Origin of the sequence: Bradyrhizobium sp. WSM2254, from assembly GCF_000472645.1 — a bacterium.
Classification (GTDB): domain Bacteria; phylum Pseudomonadota; class Alphaproteobacteria; order Rhizobiales; family Xanthobacteraceae; genus Bradyrhizobium; species Bradyrhizobium niftali.
Genome location: NZ_KI421444.1, coordinates 120,462 through 141,458, shown reverse-complemented (window position 1 = coordinate 141,458; position 20,997 = coordinate 120,462). Strand labels below are relative to the sequence as shown.

Below are 20,997 nucleotides of genomic sequence, written 5' to 3'. Positions count from 1 at the left end.
AGTGTGCCGACGAGGAAGCGAGAACAAAGCCGATGACCCGGATCATCATTGACAAGCGCTACTGCGGTCCTCCGAACTCCGGCAACGGCGGTTATGTCTGCGGCCGGCTGGCCCGGCACATTCCCGGGGCTGCGGAGGTGACGCTGCGCGCACCGCCTCCGCTGGACAGGCCGCTCGATGCAGTCGCGACCGACCACAGCACATGGGAGCTTCGCGACGGCGCCAAAATCGTCGCCACCGGGCGAGCGGCAAGCGTCGAGCTTGCGCGTATCGAGACCGCCAGCTTCGACGAGGCAACCGCCGCCGAATTGCTGACGCCGGTCAAGCCGCACGAGCATCCGCTGCCGACATGTTTCGTCTGCGGTCCCGCACGGGCGAAAGGCGACGGCCTGCGCATTTTCGCAGGACCGCTCGGGCGTCACGCGCGGAACGCCGTTCTCGCGGCGAGCTGGACGCCCGATCCAAATCTGGCCGCCGAGGACGGCCTGGTCGCGAGCGAATTTCTCTGGTCGGCGCTCGATTGTCCCACCGGCTATGCCTGCAACTACAACCAGGAGAGCGACAGCTTCGACCAGGCCCCGCTCCTGCTCGGCCGGATGTCGGCACGGATCGAGGCGCGGCCGCGCCCCGGCGACCGCTGCATCGTCACAGCCTGGCCGACCGGCCGCGACGGCCGCAAGCGCACCGCCGAGGCCGCGGTGCATGATGAAGCCGGGACGTTGCTGGCCGTGGCGCGGGCGACATGGATTGCGGTGGAACGTGAGGTGCAGCTCGGGCGCACTTAGGGTGGATTGGCCCGCGGCTGCGCCACCCTACGAGACCTACGCGCTCTGCTCGATCATCCCCTGCAGCCGCACCAGCTCCGCCTCGAGATCGCGCTCCACATCCGCGGCCCGGATCTCCAGCACCCGATAGTCCCGCGCTTCCAGCCACGTCCGTCGGCCCGCGCGGTCCGCCGCGATGGTCTCGCCCTCGCCCGGGTTCACCAGCTCGATCGCGATCCGGTGCGGGAACGAGACGAAGTCCGGGATGTGGCGGCCGACCGGGGTCTGGCGCTTGAACTGGCCGGCGAAACGGCGGTCGCGGGTCAGCGCCTGCCAGAGCAGGCGCTCGGCGTCGGTCGGGTTGCGGCGGAGCAGGCGCGCGAGGCCGCGCACGGTACTGCCGCTGTCGGGGACGCCGCCGCCCTGCCCGTGCTCGGCCAGCAGCGCGCGCAGGCGGGTCGCCTGTTCGCCGTCGAGCACGCCGCCCTTGGCCGGGCCTTTGCGTCCCTCGGCGATCGCCATGACGACTCCATGAAGGGTGTGCATGTCCTGCTTGGTCGGCTCCATCCGGCTGAAGATGTTGCGCAGGTTCACCAGCATGGTGTCGCGCTTCTCTGCCGGGCGCAGGAATTCGACCCGGTCGAGCTCGCGGATCAGGTTGTCGAAGAAGGCCTGCATCTGGTGTTGCGAGGCCCGCTCGGAGCGCTCCGGCATGGCGTGCGGCAGCTCGCCCGAGGTCACCAGCTTGAACCATTCATAGCCGACGAGCAGCACGGCCTGGGCAAGGTTCAGCGAGGCAAAGCCCGGATTGACCGGGAAGGTGATGATGCGGTTGGAGAGCCCGACCTCCTCGTTCGTCAGCCCCCAGCGCTCCCGGCCGAACAGGATACCGGCCTTGCCCCCTGTGGCGACGTGCCCCGAGATCTCGGCGGCGGCAGCTTCCGGCCCCACCACCGGCTTGGCCTGGTCATGGGGGCGTGCGGTGGTGGCGAACAGCAGGTCGAGATCGGCGACGGCCTCTTCGACCGTGCCAAACAATTCGACCTTTTCCAGAATGTAGTCGGCGCCGGCCGCGGCGCGCTGGGCGGCGGTGTTGGGCCAGCCGTCGCGGGGGTTGACGATGCGCAACCGGCTCAGGGCGAAGTTGCCCATGGCGCGCGCGGCCATGCCGATGTTTTCGCCAAGCTGCGGCTCGACCAGGATCACGATGGGACCGTCGAGGGAAAGACCCGCCTTGCTCTTGTCAGTCCCCGACATCTCGTTTCGCTTTCACTCTTCGTCTCAAGGCCTTGGCAAGGCGCTCTCAGGAATTGATTCAAGCCCGTCGCCGGCCGGCGCAGCCCTGTCCGCCTGTCGTTTGCCTGTCCTGACAAAATTCTCAAGGGAAATAACGACTTGGATTCAACTTTTGAATCTCTTCTGAAGCCTCAGGCCGGCCCCGCCGGCGAGCCGCTCCCCGCCCCCCATCTGCGGAAGCTGGATGGGCTAAAAGTGCATAATCCCTTGGCTTTCGCCCGCCGCGCGGCGGTGCTAAGAGGCGGCGGATATTCCCGTCGCGCACCAATAGCGCCGTTCCCAAGAGGCTTCCCCGATCATGGCAAAAATCAAGGTATCCAATCCCGTCGTCGAACTCGATGGCGACGAGATGACCCGGATCATCTGGCAGTACATCAAGGACAAGCTGATCACCCCGTTCCTGGATGTCGAGCTGATGTATTTCGACCTGGGGATGGAGTACCGCGACCACACCAACGATCAGGTCACCATCGACGCCGCTGAAGCCATCAAGAAGGTCGGCGTCGGCGTCAAGTGCGCCACCATCACCCCGGACGAGGCCCGGGTGAAGGAGTTCAACCTCAAGCAGATGTGGAAGTCGCCGAACGGCACCATCCGCAACATCCTCGGCGGCGTGATCTTCCGCGAGCCGATCATCTGCAAGAACGTGCCGCGCCTCGTTCCCGGCTGGACCAAGCCGATCATCATCGGCCGCCACGCCTATGGCGACCAGTACCGCGCCACCGATTTCAAGTTCCCGGGCAAGGGCACCCTGTCGATGAAGTTCGTCGGCGAGGACGGCACCGTGATCGAGAAGGAAGTGTTCAAGGCGCCCGGCGCCGGCGTCGCCATGGAGATGTACAATCTCGACGATTCCATCATCGACTTCGCCCGCGCCTCGCTGAACTACGGCCTGCTGCGCAACTACCCGGTCTATCTCTCGACCAAGAACACGATTTTGAAGGTCTATGACGGCCGCTTCAAGGACATCTTCCAGGACATCTACGACCGCGAGTTCAAGAAGGAATTCGAGGCCAAGGGCCTGACCTACGAGCACCGCCTGATCGACGACATGGTGGCCTCGGCGCTGAAATGGTCCGGCGGCTATGTCTGGGCCTGCAAGAACTACGACGGCGACGTGCAGTCCGACACGGTCGCGCAGGGCTACGGCTCGCTCGGCCTGATGACCTCGGTCCTCCTCACCCCGGACGGCAAGACCGTCGAGGCCGAGGCCGCCCACGGCACGGTGACCCGCCACTACCGCGAGCACCAGAAGGGCAAGGAGACCTCGACCAACTCGATCGCGTCGATCTTCGCCTGGACCCGTGGCCTCGCCCACCGCGCCAAGCTCGACAACAACGCCGAGCTCGCCAAGTTCGCGAACACGCTGGAGAAGGTCTGCGTCGACACCGTCGAGGAAGGCTACATGACCAAGGACCTCGCGCTGCTGGTCGGCGCCGACCAGCGCTGGCTCTCGACCACCGGCTTCCTCGACAAGGTCGCCGAGAACCTGACCAAGGAGCTGGCGGCCTAAAGCCGTCCGCAATTTCGCCCGACTGGGCCAGACATCATCACGGGCCGCGTCTTTGAGCGCGGCCCGTTGTTTTTTTGAAACCCTTTGCGGAGACCACCATGTTCATCAAGCTTGCCGCCCCCGCCCTGCTGCTCGCGGTCCTGATCGGACCGGCCGGGGCTGCGGAGCCCGAACCGGCCGAGGCCCAACGCGGACAACTCAAGCTTTACACTTTGCCGGCGGCGATCCTGGCCCTCGGCGAGACCGTCGTGCTCAGCGTCCACGCCGAGGGCGCGCAGGTCTACGAGTGCAAGGCCGGCGCCGAGGGCAAGCTCGCCTGGGCCTTCCGCGAGCCGGTCGCGACGCTTCTCGCCGAGGGCAAGACGGTCGGCCGGCACTATGCCGGGCCGAACTGGGAGCTCGCCGACGGCAGCGCGGTCGCCGGCAAGGCCATCGGCAACGCGCCGGGCGCCACCGCCGCCGATATCCCCTGGCTGAAGCTGGACGTCGCCTCGCGCCGCGGCAGCGGCGTCCTGACGCCGGTCACCACCGTCCAGCGCATCAACACCCATGGCGGCAAGCTCGACGGTGCATGCGACAAGGCCGGCGAGTTCAAGAGCGCGCCTTACTCGGCCGACTACGTTTTCCTGAAGAAAGGCTGACCGCTCAGCGGCCCTCCTTCTCCGCCTGCGCCAGTTCGGCCGCGGCGAGATCGCCGGTCTCCTCCAGCCGCGCTTTCGCAGTCTGGTGGACATGCTCGGCCAGCGTCGGCATGCGCGCGATCAGGGCGTGAAAATCCTGGGCGTCGAGCACCAGCAGCCGGGTCTTGCGCGTCGCCGTTACCGTGCCGCTGCGTTTTGTCTTATGCAGCAGCGCGATCTCGCCGAAGAAGGTGCCGTCGGTGAGCCGAACCTGCTGGCTCGGCAGCGCGATCTCGACCTCGCCCGCGGTGATGAAATACATCGACGAGGCCGCATCGCCCCGCCGCACCAGGATCTCGCCCTGCTCGATGGTGCGCGCGCGCAACAGGCGCATGATGTCGGCGATCTCGGCCGCGGACAGATGCGAGAACAGCGGCACCCGCGCCAGCATGCCCCAAGTGACGACGAAATCGCGCCGCTTCACCTCTTCGGCGAACGCCGAGGAGATGATCGCGACCGGCAGAGCGATCATCGCGAAGCCGCTGATGATGGCGAAGGTGGAGATGAACTTGCCGAGCGGCGTCACCGGCACGACGTCGCCGTAGCCGACGGTGCCCAGCGTCACGATCGCCCACCACATCGCCTGCGGAATGGTGCCGAGCTTGTCCGGCTGCACGTCGCGCTCGACGACATAGAGCAGCGAGGCAAAGGTCAGCACCGCGCCGATCAGGATGACGATGCAGCCGATCAGCGCGCGCCGCTCGGCATGGACGGCGGCGAGCAGCGAACGCATCGCCGGCGAATAGCGGATCAGCTTGAAGAACGGCAGCACGCCGAGCCCGGCCAGCGTCGCGTGCCGGCCGGTGGCGAGCACCACCGCGGCCGGCAGGAACGCCATGAGGTCGATGATGCCGAGCGCCGAGAAGACATAGCCCAGCCGGTCGGACAGCGCCGAGCCCCTGCGCTGGGTGTGCCCCGCCACCGTCCACAGCCGCGCCAGATATTCGAGCGCGAACACGATGACGGCGAGGATGGCGATCGCGCTGAACAGCGTGTCGAACCGCGCGTCGAGCTCCGGCACCGAGGCGAGGATCATCGCGGCCACATTGAGCACGATGACGCCGATGATCAGCTGGATGAAGCGCGACCCGACCGAATAGGCCAGCGGATCGTGCTCCAGCAGTTCGTAGAGGCGATCCCTCAAATCGGGATCGCCAAGCCCACGTCCGCGCGGAACGGGGGGCATGATGTTTACGCGCCTGCCATCGCTTTTTCGATCGCCGCGAGCGCCTCGGTCGCCCTAGCGCCATCGGGGCCGCCGGCCTGCGCCATGTCGGGCCGGCCGCCGCCGCCCTTGCCGCCGAGCGCTTCGGAGGCGACGCGGACGAGGTTCACGGCGTTGAAGCGCGCGGTGAGATCGGCGGTGACGCCGACCACGATGCCGGCCTTGCCGTCCTCGGTGACGCCGACGATGGCGACCACGCCGGAGCCGATCTGCTTCTTGCCGTCGTCGGCGAGGCTCTTGAGATCCTTCATCTCGATGCCTTCGACCGCACGCGCCATCAGCTTGACGTCGCCGACCTCGCGCACGCCCGAGGCTGCGCCGTTGCCGCCGGCAGACGCGCCGCCGCCCATCGCGAGCTTCTTGCGGGCGTCGGAGAGCTCGCGCTCGAGCTTCTTGCGCTCCTCCATCAGGGCGGTGATGCGCGCCGGGACGTCGTCGATCGAGGTGCGCAGCTCGTTCGCCGCGGTCTTCGCCAGCGCCATGGTGTCGTTGGCATGCCTGCGCGCATAATTGCCGGTGAGCGCCTCGATGCGGCGCACGCCGGAGGCGACCGCGCTCTCGCCGGTCAGCGTGATCAGGCCGATGTCGCCGGTGCGCTTCACATGGGTGCCGCCGCAGAGCTCGACCGACCAGCCGAGCGCATTGGCGCCGCGCTCGCGCGCGGTCCGGCCCATCGAGACCACGCGGACTTCGTCGCCATATTTCTCGCCAAACAGGGCGCGCGCCCCCGCTTCGCGGGCTTCATCGACGCCCATGACGCGGGTCGTGACCTCGTCGTTCTCCAGCACCACGTCGTTGGCGATGTCCTCGACGCGGGCCAGTTCCTCCGCCGTGATCGGCTTCGGATGCACGAAGTCGAAACGCAGACGATCCGGCGCGACCATCGAGCCGCGCTGGGCGATGTGATCGCCGAGCACCTGGCGCAGCGCCTCGTGGATGAGGTGCGTCGCTGAGTGATGCGCTCGGATCGACGAGCGACGCGAATGATCGACCTCGAGCTGCAGCGCGGTGCCGAGCTTGATTTCGCCGCTCTCCACCGTGCCGATATGGACGAAGAGATCGCCGAGCTTCTTCTGCGTGTCGGTGACGCGGAACCTGATACCGCCCTCCCCGAGCAGCACGCCGGTGTCACCGACCTGGCCGCCGGACTCCGCGTAGAACGGCGTCTGGTTCAGCACCAGCGCGCCGGTCTCGCCGGCCTTGAGGCTCGTGGCTTCCTGGCCGTCCTTCACCAGCGCGGACACCACGCCTTCGGCGGTCTCGGTCTCGTAGCCCAGGAATTCGGTGGCCCCGAGCTTTTCGCGCAGCGGGAACCAGATCGCCTCGGAGGCCGCCTCGCCCGAGCCCTTCCAGGACTCGCGCGCCTTGGCCTTCTGGCGCTCCATCGCGTCGGTAAACGAAGCTTGATCCACGCCGATGCCGCGCGACTTCAGCGCGTCCTGCGTCAGGTCCAGCGGGAAGCCGTAGGTGTCGTACAGCGTGAAGGCGACGTCGCCGTCGAACATGTCGCCCTTCTTCAACGAAGCGCTCTTCTCGTCGAGGATGGCAAGGCCCCGCACCAGCGTCTTGCGGAAGCGGGTCTCTTCCAGCCGCAGCGTTTCCTCGATCAGATTTTCCGCGCGCATCAGCTCCGGATAGGCCTGGCCCATCTCGCGGACCAGCGCCCAGACCAGGCGGTGCATCAGCGGCTCTTTCGCGCCGAGAAGCTGCGCATGGCGCATCGCGCGGCGCATGATCCGGCGCAGCACATAGCCGCGGCCTTCATTGGAGGGCAGCACGCCGTCGGAGACGAGGAAGGCCGAGGAGCGTAAGTGGTCGGCGATGACGCGGAACGAGGCGACAGTCTGCTCGTTCGGCCCGCTGCCGAGCGCGGAGGCGGTCGCGTCGATCAGGTGGCGGAACAGATCGGTCTCGAACACGCTGTCCACGCCCTGCATGATGCAGGCCATGCGCTCCAGGCCCATGCCGGTGTCGATCGAGGGACGCGGCAGATCCACGCGCTCCTCCTTCGTCACCTGCTCGTATTGCATGAACACCAGATTCCAGAATTCGAGGAAGCGGTCGCCGTCCTCCTCAGGAGAACCGGGAGGGCCACCCCAGATATGGTCACCGCGATCGATAAAAATCTCCGAGCACGGGCCGCACGGCCCGGTGTCGCCCATCGCCCAGAAATTGTCCGAGGTCGGGATGCGGATGATGCGGTCGTCGGAGAAGCCGGCGATCTTCTTCCAGAGCCCATGCGCCTCGTCGTCGGTGTGGTAGACCGTGACGAGCAGCTTGTCCTTCTTCAGCCCAAAGTCCTTGGTGATGAGCGTCCAGGCCAGCTCGATCGCGCGCTCCTTGAAATAGTCGCCGAACGAGAAGTTGCCGAGCATCTCGAAGAAGGTGAGATGGCGCGCGGTGTAGCCGACATTGTCGAGGTCGTTGTGCTTGCCGCCGGCGCGCACGCATTTCTGCGAGGTGGTGGCGCGCTGATAGGGCCGCTTCTCGACGCCGGTGAAGACGTTCTTGAACTGCACCATGCCGGCATTGGTGAACATCAACGTCGGATCGTTGCGCGGCACCAATGGCGAGGACGGCACGATCTCGTGGCCGTTCTCGGCAAAGAAGTTCAGAAAGGTCGACCTGATCTCGTTGACGCCGCTCATGTTCATCCAATCGGGTGTGTTCGGACCCGCGACCGCCGTCCAAACCGGAAATTAAGGCTGATATCTGCGGGCCAAAGCGCTTTTAGACAAGGCCAGCTTCGCTGTCCAGAAACTGTGCAGAGAGATCAGAGGGTTGCCGCAGGCGCGCAATCCCGTTGCAATCCCGTTGAAAGGCGCAATCCCCGCGTTGACAGGCTTGGCTGCCCTGTGGTCTCTACCCATCTGTATCGTACGGCCACGTCGGGAGAGACCGGCTTTGGTGCCGGCGCCGAAGGAGCAACCGCCCCGGAAACTCTCAGGCAAAAGGACCGCGTGGCTTTGACAGCATCTGGAAAGAGGCGCCGACGGGCTTGAGGCCCGGACTGCGTCCGCCGACGGGATAATACTCTCAGGCACAGCGACAGATGGGGCTTCGACTGGTTGGCTCGGGGAATCGTCCCCGGGGAACCGCCGAGGGCCCCTGTGATGCTTGCACCCGACCAAGACTCCCTAAAACGTACGCCCCTCCACGACCTTCATGTGTCCCTCGGCGGCAAGATGGTGCCGTTCGCGGGCTATGACATGCCCGTGCAGTACCCCGCGGGCGTGCTGAAGGAACATCTCCATACCCGCAGCTCCGCCGGCCTGTTCGACGTCTCCCACATGGGCCAGATCCGCTTGCTGCCGAAGTCCGGCAAGGTCGAGGACGCCGCCCGCGCGCTGGAACGGCTGGTGCCGCAGGACATCGTCGCGATTGCGCCGGGCCGGCAGCGCTACGCCCAGTTCACCAATGAAGATGGCGGCATTCTCGACGACCTGATGGTCGCCAATTTCGGCGATCACCTGTTCCTGGTCGTCAACGCCGCCTGCAAGGCCGAGGACGAGGCGCATCTGCGCGCGCATCTGTCCGACGACTGCGTCATCGATTCGCTGGCCGACCGCGCCCTGATCGCGCTCCAGGGCCCGAAGGCCGAATCCGCGCTGGCGAAATTCTGTGCAGAGGCGCCGTCCGTGAAGTTCATGGACGCCGGCCCGCACAAGGTCGCCGGCCTCGACTGCTTCGTCTCGCGCTCCGGCTACACCGGCGAGGACGGGTTCGAGATTTCGGTTCCGGCCGCGGACGCCGAGCGTCTGGCAAAAAGTCTGCTGGAAAACCCTGACGTGCTGCCGATCGGCCTCGGCGCCCGCGACAGCCTGCGGCTGGAGGCCGGGCTCTGCCTCTACGGCCACGACATCGACACCGCCACCACGCCGGTCGAGGCCGCGCTGGAATGGTCGGTGCAGAAAAGCCGCCGCAGCGGCGGCGCCCGCGCCGGTGGTTTCCCCGGCGCCGAGAAGATCCTCGCCCATTTCGATCAGGGTGCCGGCCGCCGCCGCGTCGGCCTGCGCGCGGAAGGCCGCGCGCCGGTGCGCGAGGGCGCGCTGCTGTTTGCGGATGCGACATCCGCCGCGCCGATCGGAACGGTCACATCGGGCGGCTTCGGCCCGAGCCTGAACGCGCCGGTCGCGATGGGCTACGTGCCCACCGCACTGGGCGCGCTCGGCACCAGCCTCTTCGCCGAGGTGCGCGGCCAGCGACTGCCGCTCACGGTCGCCGCCATGCCCTTCGTGAAAAACACCTACAAACGCTGAGGACTTCAGAAATGACCACGACGCTGTACACCTCCGATCATGAATGGCTCGCCATCGAGGGCGACGTCGCCACCGTCGGCATCACCGACTACGCGCAGCAGCAGCTCGGCGACGTCGTGTTCGTCGAACTGCCCAAGCTTGGCCGCGTGCTGAAGAAGGCGGAAGCCGCCGCCGTGGTGGAATCGGTGAAGGCCGCCTCCGACGTCTACGCGCCTGTTACGGGCGAAGTGCTCGAGACCAACGCCGCGCTCGCCGCCGAGCCGGCGCTGGTGAACACCGATGCGCAAGGCGCCGCCTGGTTCTTCAAGATCAAGATTGCCGACAAGAGCGAACTCGGCGGCCTCATGGATGAAGCCGCCTACAAGGCCCACACGGCGTGAGGATATGACCCGAGCCGTTTCAACATACTCACTGTCATGCCCCGCGAAGGCGGGGCATCCAGTAAACGCAGCCGGTTCGGCCAGAACCGAGAGGCCGCGGCGTACTGGATCGCCCGCCTTCGCGGGCGATGACAGCAACTCCTAGCGAGGACCCATGATGACCGCGCACCGCAAATCCAACGGCGACACCGCCAATTTCGCTCGCCGCCACATCGGCCCGTCGGCGCGCGACGTCGCCGCGATGCTGGAGGCCGTCAACGCCAAGAGCGTCGACGCGCTGATGGCGGAAACGCTGCCGGCCTCGATCCGGCAGGCCGCCCCGCTCGATCTCGGCAAGCCGCTCAGCGAGACCGAGGCGATCGCGCATATGGGCGAGCTCGCTGCCCAAAACCAGGTCTTCACCTCGCTGATCGGCCAGGGCTATTCGGGCACGATCCTGCCCGCGGTGATCCAGCGCAACATCCTGGAAAATCCGGCCTGGTACACCGCCTACACGCCGTACCAGCCGGAGATCAGCCAGGGCCGGCTGGAGGCGCTGTTCAACTTCCAGACCATGATCTGCGACCTCACCGGGCTCGACGTCGCCAACGCCTCGCTGCTCGACGAGGCGACCGCGGCAGCCGAAGCGATGGCGCTGGCGGAGCGGCACTCGCGGGTCGAAGCGAAGGCCTTCTTCGTCGACAAGGACGTGCATCCGCAGACGTTAGCTGTGATGCGCACCCGCGCCGAGCCGCTCGGCTGGAAGCTGATCGTCGGCGATCCTCTCACCGAACTCGACAGCGCCGACGTGCTCGGCGCGCTGCTGCAATATCCCGGCAGTTCGGGCGCAGTGCGCGATCTCAGGCCCGCAATCGCGACGCTGAAGGCCAAGGGCGCCCTCGCGATCGTTGCCGCCGACCTGCTGGCCCTGACGCTGCTCGCCTCGCCCGGCGAGCTCGGGGCCGACATCGCGATCGGCTCGGCGCAGCGCTTCGGCGTGCCGATGGGCTATGGCGGGCCGCACGCGGCCTACATGGCGGTGCGCGATGCGCTGAAGCGCTCGCTGCCCGGCCGCATCGTCGGCCTCTCCGTGGATTCGCGCGGGATGCCGGCCTACCGCCTCGCGCTCCAGACCCGCGAGCAGCACATCCGCCGCGAGAAGGCGACCTCCAACATCTGCACCGCGCAGGTGCTGCTCGCCGTGATCGCCGCGATGTATGCGGTCTATCACGGCCCCGAAGGCCTTGCGCAGATCGCGCGCCAGGTGCATCGCCGCGCTGCCGTGCTCGCCAGCGGGCTGCGCAAGATCGGCTTTGCGCCTGCTAGCGAAAACTTCTTCGACACGCTCAGCGTCGATGCCGGCGCCAAGCGCGCCGAGATCGTCGCGCGCGCGGCTGCCGAGAAGATCAATCTCGGCGTCGGTGATGCGGCTTTGCGCATCGCGCTCGACGAGACCACCACGCCCGCGACCGTCGAGGCGGTCTGGCGCGCCTTCGGCGGCCAGCTTGCTTACGCCGAGATCGACGCCACCACGCACGAGGCGCTGCCGGAGGCGCTGAAGCGCACGACCGCGTTCCTCATCCATCCGGTGTTCCACGCGCATCGCTCGGAGACCGAGATGCTGCGCTACATGCGCAAGCTCAGCGACCGCGACCTCGCGCTCGACCGCGCGATGATCCCGCTCGGCTCCTGCACCATGAAGCTGAACGCGACCACCGAGATGATGCCGCTGACCTGGCCGGAATTCGGCTCCCTGCACCCGTTCGCCCCGCGCGAGCAGGCCAAGGGCTATCACGCGCTGTTCGCGCGGCTGGAAAAGTGGCTGTGCGACATTACCGGCTATGATGCGATCTCGCTGCAGCCGAATTCCGGCGCGCAGGGCGAATATGCCGGGCTTCTGGCGATCCGCGCCTATCACGCCGCGCGCGGAGAGACGCATCGCAAGATCTGCCTGATCCCCTCCTCCGCCCACGGCACTAACCCGGCCTCGGCCGCGATGGTCGGCATGGACGTGGTGGTGGTCGCTTGCGAGAAGAACGGCGACGTCGACGTCAATGATCTCCGCGCCAAGGCCGACAAGCATGCGAATGACCTCGCCGCGGTGATGATCACCTATCCCTCGACCCACGGCGTGTTCGAGGAGCACATAAGCGAGATCTGCGACATCGTGCACGGCCATGGCGGCCAGGTGTATCTCGACGGCGCCAACCTCAACGCGCAGGTCGGTCTGTCACGGCCCGGCGATTACGGCGCCGACGTCAGCCATCTCAACCTGCACAAGACCTTCTGCATTCCGCATGGCGGCGGCGGCCCGGGCATGGGCCCGATCGGCGTCAAGGCGCATCTTGCGCCGTTCCTGCCGGGCCACCCCGCGACGAATGGGGATGCGCCGGTCGGCCCGGTCTCGGCCGCACCGTTCGGCTCGGCCTCGATCCTGACCATCTCCTACATCTATATCCTGATGATGGGCGGCGAAGGGCTGAAGCGCGCCACCGAGATCGCGATCCTCAACGCCAACTACATTGCAGCAAGGCTCGATGCGCATTTCCCGGTGCTCTACAAGAACGCGAAGGGCCGCGTCGCGCATGAGTGCATCGTCGATCCCCGTGCGCTGAAGACGACCAGCGGCGTCACCGTGGACGACATCGCCAAGCGCCTGATCGATTACGGCTTCCACGCTCCGACCATGAGCTTCCCGGTGCCGGGCACGCTGATGATCGAGCCGACCGAATCGGAATCGAAGGCGGAGCTGGATCGCTTCTGCGAGGCGATGATCGCGATCCGGAAGGAAATCGCCGAGGTCGAGGCCGGCCGCTTCAAGATCGAGGCGTCGCCTTTGCGCCAAGCCCCGCACACCGTGCACGACATCGCGGATGATGCGTGGAATCGCGCCTACACGCGTGCCGAGGGCTGCTTCCCCGACGGCGTCTCGCGCACCGACAAATACTGGAGCCCTGTGGGGCGCGTCGACAACGTCTATGGCGACCGCAACCTGGTGTGCTCCTGCCCGCCGGTGAGCGACTACGCCGAGGCGGCGGAGTAAGGGATTCGTAGGATGGGTAGAGCGCAGCGAAACCCATCACTTCGTTCCCTTCCGGCGATAGGAAAGCGATGGGTATCGCTGCGCTCTACCCATCCATCCTACAATCTAGCTTACGGCGCCACCAGCGAACGACTTTGGGCGTCCCAACGCCAAAGTCGTTCGTTGGTCAGAAGCGTGCCGCCCCACCAGCGCCGGATCGGATTGTGGCTGAGGAAGTCTTCCCGGCCCGCAAGCACGGCTTTGCCGAAGTCCGTCAGCAACAGCCGGCTCCGGCGATAGGCGGCGTTGCGACCTCGCGCATCGTGCGGAGCAAGCGTTGCGAGCTTCGGATCGAGACCGGCGACCGCCGGCATCGGACCGGACGCGAGCCCTTCGAGCAAAGGGCCGAGCTCCCACTGGTCGAACACGCGTGTTTCGAGCAGGCCGCCCGGCTGAAACAGCTCCTTGGTACGGTTGTGTCCCCTCGCAATCAGTTCGAGAAGCCGCGCTTCCGTCGCTCCCAATCCGGTGATTGGTGACGGCAGTTCTGCCAGCAATTCTTCCATCGCCGGCTTCAGGAAGGGTAGCCTGGGGAAATCCCTGCCGAGCAATCCGGAACAGAGCTCCGGCGTTGGCGCCCGGTAGGCCTCCCAGGCCATGCGGGCGACCTCGAATTCGCGCTCCGTCACATCGACCGCCCGCACCGCACGATCGCGAAGCCCAGCGACGTCTGCTCCGAGCAAATCGAAATCGACCAGTCGCAATTTCAGGCGCTCGGCCATGTAGGGTTCGGCGCGGAGATAATCGAGGATCCAGATCAGCTGCAATTGATTGTTCGGGGCGGGATCAAACCACAGCTCGATGAGCTCGACGCCGCAGGTCTCGCAGAACCAGACCAGCGGGAGTTCCTTGTGCGCGAGACCGGTCTCAGGAGACCGGGCAACAAGATCGGACCAACGCACCTCCGGATCGCCTCTGAAAAAGCCTCCCGTGAGGTAGGTCCCGAGGTGGTGCGACGTGGGCAGCGGTCCCGACACGAACCGAAAGATGAGCGGAACAACCATGTCGGCGCGATCGGCATAGGTGAGACCGACGCCGGACGAACTGGTCAGGATCATGCGCTTCATCGTCGACGCACCCACCCCCACGCACAAAACGAAACGGGCGCCGAAGACGTCGGCAACTCAACGTCCTCAGCGCCCGCTCCTCGCGAAAAACTTTCCGCGTTAAAACCTACTCTTCCGTCGGCTCCTCGCCGTCGGCGTCGCGCTCCGGCGTACCGGCCAGGATCTGCTCGGCGATCAGGCCGGAGTTCTGGCGGATCGCTGTCTCGATCTTGGCGGTGATGTCGGGGTTGGCCTTCAAAAACGCCTTCGAGTTCTCGCGGCCCTGGCCGAGGCGCTGGCTGTCATAGGAGAACCAGGCGCCGGACTTCTCGACGATGCCGGCCTTGACGCCGAGATCGAGGATCTCGCCCATCTTGGAAACGCCCTCGCCGTACATGATGTCGAATTCGACCTGCTTGAAGGGCGGCGCCAGCTTGTTCTTCACCACCTTGACGCGCGTGGTGTTGCCGACCACTTCGTCGCGCTCCTTGATCGCGCCGATGCGGCGGATGTCGAGGCGGACGGAGGCGTAGAACTTCAGCGCGTTGCCGCCGGTGGTGGTCTCCGGTGAGCCATACATCACACCGATCTTCATGCGGATCTGGTTGATGAAGATCACCATGGTGTGGGACTTGTTGATGGACGCCGTGAGCTTGCGCAGCGCCTGACTCATCAACCGCGCTTGGAGACCCGGCAGCGATTCACCCATCTCGCCCTCGAGTTCGGCCTTTGGCACCAGCGCCGCGACCGAATCGACCACCAGAACGTCCACCGCACCCGAACGCACCAGCGTGTCGCAGATCTCAAGCGCCTGCTCGCCGGTGTCAGGCTGCGAGATCAGCAGCTCGTCGATGTTGACCCCGAGCTTCCTCGCATAGACCGGGTCGAGCGCGTGCTCGGCGTCGATGAAGGCGCAGATGCCGCCCTTCTTCTGCGCTTCGGCCACCGTGTGCAGCGCCAGCGTGGTCTTGCCCGAGGATTCCGGCCCGTAGATTTCCACGACGCGCCCCTTCGGCAGGCCGCCGATCCCGAGCGCGATATCGAGCCCGAGCGAGCCTGACGACACCGCCTCGACATCCATCGACCGGTCGTTCTTGCCCAGCTTCATCACGGAACCCTTGCCGAACTGGCGCTCGATCTGGGAGAGCGCGGCGGCCAGAGCTTTACTCTTGTCCATGGAAGATCCTTCGACGATACGCAGGGCAGTTGCGGACATTGGGTCGTGCTCCTTATGGCGAGGATTCGCTAGGGGGACAAACGATTGGCGAGGCGGGCCGGCGATAAAAGCAATGTACCCTATTTGTTCCGAGTTCGCAATATGTTCTTTTACGGATTTGGGTACTGTCCGTATTTAACCCCTAGTGTCCTAAGCTGAATTCGGAAGTGTCCTATTTTGTTCGCGTCCCGCCACAACCTGTTCATGCGTGTTTAGGATTAACTCGTTGTGGGTGTAGCGAATAAAGGCCGGGGCGTTCCGCTAAGAGAACACCTTGGGGAACAATCGGCTTGGCAGCGCGTTTGCTCGCGTCTCCAGCCGAAAGGCGCCCCCCCGACTGCTGGAGGAAAACCCGCCAGACGGGTTGGCGGCCCCCTCTTGGGGCCGTTTAAAATTCAAGAACAAGGGCCGCCTCAGTTGGCGGCCTCTTTCATTTGGGCTTCCCTAGCCTGGGAAGATCGTCGAACGGCAGAAGCAGATTGGCGTCGTTCAACTTCGGATAGGCGATATCCATTTTCTCCCAAAAATCGTGCTTGTCCCTGGACAGGCGCATCATCGCCCTCACGCCTAATTCAGGTCCAGGCCAACCCTTGGGACAGATCATATTTAATCCCGAAGAACATGTAGCGAACCTTGCAAGGAATGGAACAAGAGCATTTAATGGGTTCCATTCATCGCGGCTGCTGAGGGCCGTCAGATGCCTGAGTACCAAGCCTATGTGATTGGCAAGGATGGGCACATCAAACAGCGCCTCGACCTGATCTGCGCGGATGATGCTGCGGCCAAGGAACGGGCCAAGTCCCTGGTGGAAAACGACGCGATAGAGCTATGGCAATCCGACCATAAGATCGCGACGTTCGACCCTGACCCCCTGAAAGCTGAACAAGTGCAGGGCTGGCTCAAGAGCGAGCTACATCCGCCGAAGCAATAAGGCCGCCTCGGTTGGCGGCCTCTTTGAACGAAAAAGGCCCCAGCTCGCAGGATTAGGGGGGCGTTGAGCTGGGGCCGACGGGGTGCCCTTGGGGAAGGGCATCGGGAAAACCTGGCAATCCAGCAATCGTTCCTAAGGGCTCCCGCCCCAACACTTCCCAATGTCCCGATCTGCCCCTGCGGGCGTCCAAATTAGGACAGCACCCGGAGGTGGGGTGCTGTCCGTATTTGATCCCCTGGTGCCCCAAGCTGAACGACGTTCGGGTCCCTCTGGAGCTCCACCGGCATCAAGATGTCCCGCTCCAGCACAATGAACCTTGGCATGGAGTGTGCAGACAAAGCATTACCGGGGTTTTGCATCATCCCCCCTGGGGCTGGAAAGCCGCCGCCCGCGCCATATTGAGCGGGCGGCGTTTTTATTTGCGGATAGCAAAAGGCCCCAACTCGAGAGGGACCGGGGAGCTGGAGCCAAGGTGCCGGGGCCAGCCAAGGCCGGTTTGAAAATCGCAGTGGCCTGATTTGCTTTCGCCAACTTTTCCCGAGGTGGTCAAGATTGACCAGATGTCCGGCAGCGGACATGTCAGACTATGCCATCACCGCGCGGCCCTTGGCTTTCATCGGTGATGAGAACGCCATTAGCGCTCCCGCCTCCTCTGGAATGGAGCAGCGCCATGCAGCGACGCCGGTTCAAGCAAACCTCATCCCTTGAAGAGCGCCTTGCCGAACAAGTGCAACGCCTCCGTGAGGAAGCCAGATCGCTTCCACCCGGTATCGAACGTGAGCGTATAATCCGCAAAGCCCGGCACGCCGAGACCGGCGCTCACATCACCGAGTGGCTGAATTCGCCCGGGCTGCGACCACCGGATTGAAGACTGCAACAACTGGCTGCCAATTCGCAGGCGCCGGTGGCTGAGAGCGACGCGCTCCCGCCCCGCATTTTCGAGAGCGCCTGCGGTGACTATCGACGAAGTGCTAGGCTTGCTCGCGGCCCAGGAAGAAGCCGCCCGCGGCCGGCCTCGCATGGGACGCCGCGCGAAACGTCAAGGGCGCGCAGCAAAAGGCCCCAACTCAAGGGAACGGCGAGCTGGGGCCAAGGTACCGGGCCAGCCAAGGCTACCGCCGGCCCATGCACATCAACATGCACCAGGGCGCCATCCCCGTGCGATGGGGCAATCGGCTTAATCAGGATTTGCAAGCGGAGGCCCCACGCGCAGCGGCCCCGCCTCGCTGGTGCGCGGTAGGGCCGCCCCGCTCCCCCGGATTAGGGGCTGGATCCGTCCGGTGGGCCAATTCAGCTTATGCCCGTTAGCGGGAAACCGTGACTGCTCAAAAGGGGCATCCGTGTCCAATTGGGACAGGCCAACCTATTCCTGAGGAGTTTGGATTAACCCGTTTGAGGTGCAACGAATAAAGGCCGGGCCGTTCCGCCAGAAGAAGACCATGAAATGTGAAATGTTCACTTTGGAACAGAACGCGGCGCGTCTGCATATTAAGATCGCTAGAACTCAAACCCAACGGTTAGGACCCGTAAGCCACGAGGCGAGTCATGCAACATCGTCGCAGGTTCAAGCACACCCTGTCCCTCGAAGAGCGCCTGGCCCGAGAAGCCGAACGATTAAGAGAGCAAGCCAAGAAGCTCCCGCACGGCCTTGAGCGCGAAACCCTCCTCCGCAAAGCCAGACAAGCCGAGACCGGCTCGCACATGAGCGAATGGCTTACATCGCCGGGGCTTCAACCGCCAAAGCCAGCGTAGACGCAAGGCACGCCTCAGCTATCGAGTTGCCCGGCATAGATCCGGATCCGTCCCGGCGTGGTCATTCGCAGCCTGCCCTGAAGAAAGACCATGTAGCCCAGCGCGATCAATCGGGCGCGATGTTTGGCAGGGATCGCAGGCGCAGCACTGTTTGCAGACGCGTTACCGACCGCGAGCAAGGAGGCGAACTCTTCATGGGTGAGCTTTTTCGCTTTTGCGGTCATGACTGAGCATGGACTGCTTCGGCGATCCTGCATGTGCAATTTTGGTCAGACCCAGGAAATAAAGGCCGCCTCAGCTGGCGGCCTCTTTCATTTGGAAAGCTCGTGGTTGACAGCACAGCAGACGGGAACTGACGACCCGACTAGTGATGTACATCACATACCGTCCGCTTGCCTTTCGGCAGGCTGCGAATACGCTGCTCGCGTTTGATTTGGGGCTGTAATGGGCGCGCTTCGGTTTTTCTTGATCTTTTTTGCTGTTTGGCTCGGATGCGGACCGGCGATGGCCGAACGGCGCGTCGCGCTGGTGATCGGCAATTCCGCCTACAAGAGCGTCCCCCGGCTCACCAACCCGGCGAACGATGCCACCCTGGTCGGCGGCATGTTCAAGAAGGCCGGCTTCGACGATGTCGATGTCAGGCTCGACCTCAACGCCGCCGACATGCGCCGGTCGNTGCGCGAGTTCGCGGGCAGGACCCGCGATGCCCAAGTTGCCGTCATNTACTATGCCGGACACGGCATCGAGCTNGACGGCACGAACTATTTGATCCCCACNGATGCCGCGCTGGAAACGGACGGCGACGTGCTCGACGAGACCGTCGCGCTGGACCGGGCGCTCTTTGCGGTGGAGCCTGCCAAGCAGCTTCGCCTCGTCATTCTGGACGCCTGCAGGGACAATCCGTTCGCCAAGACGATGAAGCGCACGGTCGCTTCCCGCGCCGTTGGCCGGGGTCTTGCCAAGATCGAGCCGACCAGCCCGAACACCATGATTGCCTTCGCCGCCAAGGCGGGCTCGACTGCGTCAGACGGCGACTCCAAGAACAGTCCGTTCGCGGCAGCCCTGGTCGAGCGGCTGCCGACGCCGGGGCTCGATCTGCGCAAGGCCTTNGGCTTNGTCCGCGACGATGTCTTGAAGAACACCGGCTACAAGCAGGAGCCCTATGTNTACGGCTCGCTCGGCGGCGACGACGTGCCGCTGGTCGCGGCAAAGCCGATCGCCACCGGGCCGCAGGCAAATCCCCAAGATGCGGTTCGCCGCGACTATGAGCTGGCCTTGCAGGCGGGTGATCGCGACGCATGGGAAGCGTTTCTCCAGACCTATCCTGAGGGATTCTATGCGAACCTTGCGCGGGTGCAGTTGAAGAAGATCGGGGCCGAAGATGCGCGCGCGGCCGCAGCCGAGAAGGCCAGGCAGGCCGAAGACGAGAAGGCGCGGCTTGTCGCGGAGCGAGCCAAGAAGGCCGAGCAGGACAAGGCGGCTGCCGCCGCCAAGGCCGCCGAGGATGCCCGGCTCGCCGCCGAGAAGGCCAAGCAGGTCGAGGAAGCCAAGGCGGCCGCAGCCGAGCAACGCAGGAAGGACGCCGAGGCCGCCGTGGCCAAGGCGCTGGCCGACAAGCAGGCTGCCGAGAGGGCGCTCGCCGACAAGATCGCGAACGACAAGGCGGCCGCCGAGCTAGCCGCAAAGCAGGCGGCGGAAAAAACCCAGCGTGACGGCGAGCAGAAGGTCGCAGCAGTTGCCCCAACGCAATCGGCGCCCAGCCTCTCGCCGCAGGAGACTGCCAAACTGGTGCAGTCAGAGCTCCGTCGCGTCGGGTGNCTGACGGGTGCAGCGGACGGCGAATGGAACGCCGCCGCGCAGCGCTCGCTGACGCTGTTCAACAAGCATGCCGGAACGAAGTTCGACACCAAGCTGGCGAGCTTCGACGCCCTCGACGCGATCAAGAGCAAGCCGGGGCGCGTCTGCCCGCTGGTCTGCGACCGCGGCTCCAGGGCTGATGGCGATACCTGCGTGAAGATCACCTGCCGCGCGGGCTATCGCGTCAACGACGATAACGAGTGCGAGAAGGTCCAGGACAAGAAGCCCGTCGCGACCCGCGAGGATGCCAAGCCGCGGGACGACGAGAGGAAGAAGGTCGAGGGCGCGCCCTCGAAGCCCCAGGCGACTGGGCAAATCTATTGTAACAATGCGGGCTGTCGGCCGGTCCGGCCGGGATGTCACCTCGAAATCTTGAGTGGGGTGTCAGCGGCCCAGCGGGGCGCTAATAACGCGGGCGGCTCTACTGGTAGCGTCGAAGTTTGTAACTGAGTGAGGCTCAGCCACGAGCGGGGAAGAAAGGCCGATGCAGCCCGCTTGCCGCATCAAAGCGGTTGAGGTGACAGTGCTTAAAAGTCGCGGATATTGGTAACCACGCCCTTCACCTCGGTTACCTACGTTTGAGTGTCACCGTCATTTTCTGGTCTCCTTTCGTGATCGACCTCACATACCGTCCGCTTGCCTTTCGGCAGGCTGTGAATACGCTGCTCACGTTTGATTTGGGGCTNTAATGGGCGCGCTTCGGTTTTTCTTGATCTTTTTTGCTGTGTGGCTCGGATGCGGACCGGCGATGGCCGAACGGCGCGTCGCGCTTGTGATCGGCAATTCCGCCTACAAGAGCGTCCCCCGGCTCAGCAACCCGGTCAACGATGCCACCCTGGTCGGCGGCATGTTCAAGAATGCCGGCTTCGACAATGTCGATGTCAGGCTCGACCTCAACGCCGCCGACATGCGCCGGTCGCTGCGCGAGTTCGCGGGCAGGACCCGCGATGCCCAAGTTGCCGTCATNTACTATGCCGGGCACGGCATCGAGCTGGACGGCACGAACTATTTGATCCC

General features: G+C 65.0%; 15 protein-coding genes, 1 pseudogene and 1 riboswitch. Of the genes and pseudogenes, 9 read left to right on the top strand and 7 right to left on the bottom strand.

The features are described 5' to 3' along the window. Positions 1-32: 32 nt before the first annotated feature. Entirely contained in the window at positions 33-785 is a 753-nt protein-coding gene (locus A3M7_RS0138415) for a PaaI family thioesterase (RefSeq protein WP_027548624.1), read from the top strand. A 36-nt stretch (positions 786-821) separates the two neighbouring features. Here A3M7_RS0138415 and A3M7_RS0138410 read toward each other — a convergent pair whose 3' ends face one another. Continuing rightward, positions 822-2,021, bottom strand: coding sequence for a TrmJ/YjtD family RNA methyltransferase (locus A3M7_RS0138410; RefSeq protein WP_027548623.1), 1,200 nt, complete (start codon positions 2,019-2,021; stop codon positions 822-824). A 337-nt stretch (positions 2,022-2,358) separates the two neighbouring features. On the opposite strand from A3M7_RS0138410, the gene A3M7_RS0138405 reads away from it, so the two are divergent. Together A3M7_RS0138405 and A3M7_RS0138400 are read left to right on the top strand one after the other, a co-directional pair. Further along, complete coding sequence (locus A3M7_RS0138405; RefSeq protein ID WP_027548622.1) at positions 2,359-3,573, top strand: NADP-dependent isocitrate dehydrogenase; 1,215 nt, start codon at positions 2,359-2,361, stop codon at positions 3,571-3,573. 98 nt (positions 3,574-3,671) lie between these two features. Further along, the gene (locus tag A3M7_RS0138400) at positions 3,672-4,214 is read left to right on the top strand and encodes a DUF3455 domain-containing protein (RefSeq protein WP_027548621.1); all 543 of its coding nucleotides are present in this window, start codon (positions 3,672-3,674) and stop codon (positions 4,212-4,214) included. 4 nt (positions 4,215-4,218) lie between these two features. On the opposite strand, the gene A3M7_RS0138395 is transcribed toward A3M7_RS0138400, so the two are convergent. Together A3M7_RS0138395 and alaS are read right to left on the bottom strand one after the other, a co-directional pair. Then, positions 4,219-5,439: a cyclic nucleotide-gated ion channel gene (locus tag A3M7_RS0138395; RefSeq protein ID WP_027548620.1), complete on the bottom strand. Its 1,221-nt coding sequence runs from the start codon at positions 5,437-5,439 to the stop codon at positions 4,219-4,221. A gap of 5 nt (positions 5,440-5,444) precedes the next feature. Next, on the bottom strand, positions 5,445-8,126 hold the full coding sequence (gene alaS, locus A3M7_RS0138390) for an alanine--tRNA ligase (RefSeq protein WP_027548619.1): 2,682 nt from the start codon (positions 8,124-8,126) through the stop codon (positions 5,445-5,447). A 231-nt stretch (positions 8,127-8,357) separates the two neighbouring features. After that, positions 8,358-8,446: riboswitch (glycine riboswitch) on the top strand. A gap of 145 nt (positions 8,447-8,591) precedes the next feature. Here alaS and gcvT point away from each other — a divergent pair. The 3 genes from gcvT (at position 8,592) to gcvP (ending at position 13,139) form a co-directional block, all read left to right on the top strand. Further along, positions 8,592-9,737 carry a glycine cleavage system aminomethyltransferase GcvT gene (gcvT, locus tag A3M7_RS0138385; protein WP_027548618.1) on the top strand — a complete coding sequence of 382 codons (1,146 nt, stop codon included), beginning with the start codon at positions 8,592-8,594 and terminating at the stop codon, positions 9,735-9,737. A gap of 11 nt (positions 9,738-9,748) precedes the next feature. Continuing rightward, positions 9,749-10,117: a glycine cleavage system protein GcvH gene (gene gcvH / locus A3M7_RS0138380; RefSeq protein WP_027548617.1), complete on the top strand. Its 369-nt coding sequence runs from the start codon at positions 9,749-9,751 to the stop codon at positions 10,115-10,117. Positions 10,118-10,274: 157 nt separating this feature from the next. After that, the gene (gene gcvP, locus A3M7_RS0138375; protein WP_027548616.1) at positions 10,275-13,139 is read left to right on the top strand and encodes an aminomethyl-transferring glycine dehydrogenase; all 2,865 of its coding nucleotides are present in this window, start codon (positions 10,275-10,277) and stop codon (positions 13,137-13,139) included. Between the two features lie 110 nt (positions 13,140-13,249). Here gcvP and A3M7_RS0138370 read toward each other — a convergent pair whose 3' ends face one another. From A3M7_RS0138370 to A3M7_RS51145, 3 genes are all read right to left on the bottom strand, one after another. Further along, the gene (locus A3M7_RS0138370; RefSeq protein WP_371090252.1) at positions 13,250-14,236 is read right to left on the bottom strand and encodes a hypothetical protein; all 987 of its coding nucleotides are present in this window, start codon (positions 14,234-14,236) and stop codon (positions 13,250-13,252) included. A 115-nt stretch (positions 14,237-14,351) separates the two neighbouring features. Beyond that, positions 14,352-15,440, bottom strand: coding sequence for a recombinase RecA (gene recA / locus A3M7_RS0138365; RefSeq protein ID WP_027548614.1), 1,089 nt, complete (start codon positions 15,438-15,440; stop codon positions 14,352-14,354). A 430-nt stretch (positions 15,441-15,870) separates the two neighbouring features. Beyond that, positions 15,871-15,996: a hypothetical protein gene (locus A3M7_RS51145; protein ID WP_256374924.1), complete on the bottom strand. Its 126-nt coding sequence runs from the start codon at positions 15,994-15,996 to the stop codon at positions 15,871-15,873. Between the two features lie 141 nt (positions 15,997-16,137). On the opposite strand from A3M7_RS51145, the gene A3M7_RS45655 reads away from it, so the two are divergent. Further along, on the top strand, positions 16,138-16,371 hold the full coding sequence (locus A3M7_RS45655; protein ID WP_049823960.1) for a hypothetical protein: 234 nt from the start codon (positions 16,138-16,140) through the stop codon (positions 16,369-16,371). Between the two features lie 1,766 nt (positions 16,372-18,137). Here the strand turns inward: A3M7_RS45655 and A3M7_RS0138340 are convergent. Further along, entirely contained in the window at positions 18,138-18,347 is a 210-nt protein-coding gene (locus A3M7_RS0138340; protein WP_027548613.1) for a hypothetical protein, read from the bottom strand. Between the two features lie 220 nt (positions 18,348-18,567). Between A3M7_RS0138340 and A3M7_RS0138335 the strand changes: the two genes are divergently transcribed. Both A3M7_RS0138335 and A3M7_RS45650 read left to right on the top strand, forming a co-directional pair. After that, positions 18,568-20,430 carry a caspase family protein gene (locus A3M7_RS0138335; protein WP_027548612.1) on the top strand — a complete coding sequence of 621 codons (1,863 nt, stop codon included), beginning with the start codon at positions 18,568-18,570 and terminating at the stop codon, positions 20,428-20,430. 238 nt (positions 20,431-20,668) lie between these two features. Beyond that, positions 20,669-20,997, top strand: a pseudogene (locus tag A3M7_RS45650) (caspase domain-containing protein); the annotation flags it as partial.

Coding starts and splice junctions, on each gene's coding strand:
- A3M7_RS0138415 (WP_027548624.1), top strand. CDS start 33: ATGACCCGGATCATCATTGACAAGCGCTACTGCGGTCCTCCGAACTCC.
- A3M7_RS0138410 (WP_027548623.1), bottom strand. CDS start 2,021: ATGTCGGGGACTGACAAGAGCAAGGCGGGTCTTTCCCTCGACGGTCCC.
- A3M7_RS0138405 (WP_027548622.1), top strand. CDS start 2,359: ATGGCAAAAATCAAGGTATCCAATCCCGTCGTCGAACTCGATGGCGAC.
- A3M7_RS0138400 (WP_027548621.1), top strand. CDS start 3,672: ATGTTCATCAAGCTTGCCGCCCCCGCCCTGCTGCTCGCGGTCCTGATC.
- A3M7_RS0138395 (WP_027548620.1), bottom strand. CDS start 5,439: ATGCCCCCCGTTCCGCGCGGACGTGGGCTTGGCGATCCCGATTTGAGG.
- alaS (WP_027548619.1), bottom strand. CDS start 8,126: ATGAGCGGCGTCAACGAGATCAGGTCGACCTTTCTGAACTTCTTTGCC.
- gcvT (WP_027548618.1), top strand. CDS start 8,592: ATGCTTGCACCCGACCAAGACTCCCTAAAACGTACGCCCCTCCACGAC.
- gcvH (WP_027548617.1), top strand. CDS start 9,749: ATGACCACGACGCTGTACACCTCCGATCATGAATGGCTCGCCATCGAG.
- gcvP (WP_027548616.1), top strand. CDS start 10,275: ATGACCGCGCACCGCAAATCCAACGGCGACACCGCCAATTTCGCTCGC.
- A3M7_RS0138370 (WP_371090252.1), bottom strand. CDS start 14,236: ATGATCCTGACCAGTTCGTCCGGCGTCGGTCTCACCTATGCCGATCGC.
- recA (WP_027548614.1), bottom strand. CDS start 15,440: ATGTCCGCAACTGCCCTGCGTATCGTCGAAGGATCTTCCATGGACAAG.
- A3M7_RS51145 (WP_256374924.1), bottom strand. CDS start 15,996: ATGATGCGCCTGTCCAGGGACAAGCACGATTTTTGGGAGAAAATGGAT.
- A3M7_RS45655 (WP_049823960.1), top strand. CDS start 16,138: ATGCCTGAGTACCAAGCCTATGTGATTGGCAAGGATGGGCACATCAAA.
- A3M7_RS0138340 (WP_027548613.1), bottom strand. CDS start 18,347: ATGACCGCAAAAGCGAAAAAGCTCACCCATGAAGAGTTCGCCTCCTTG.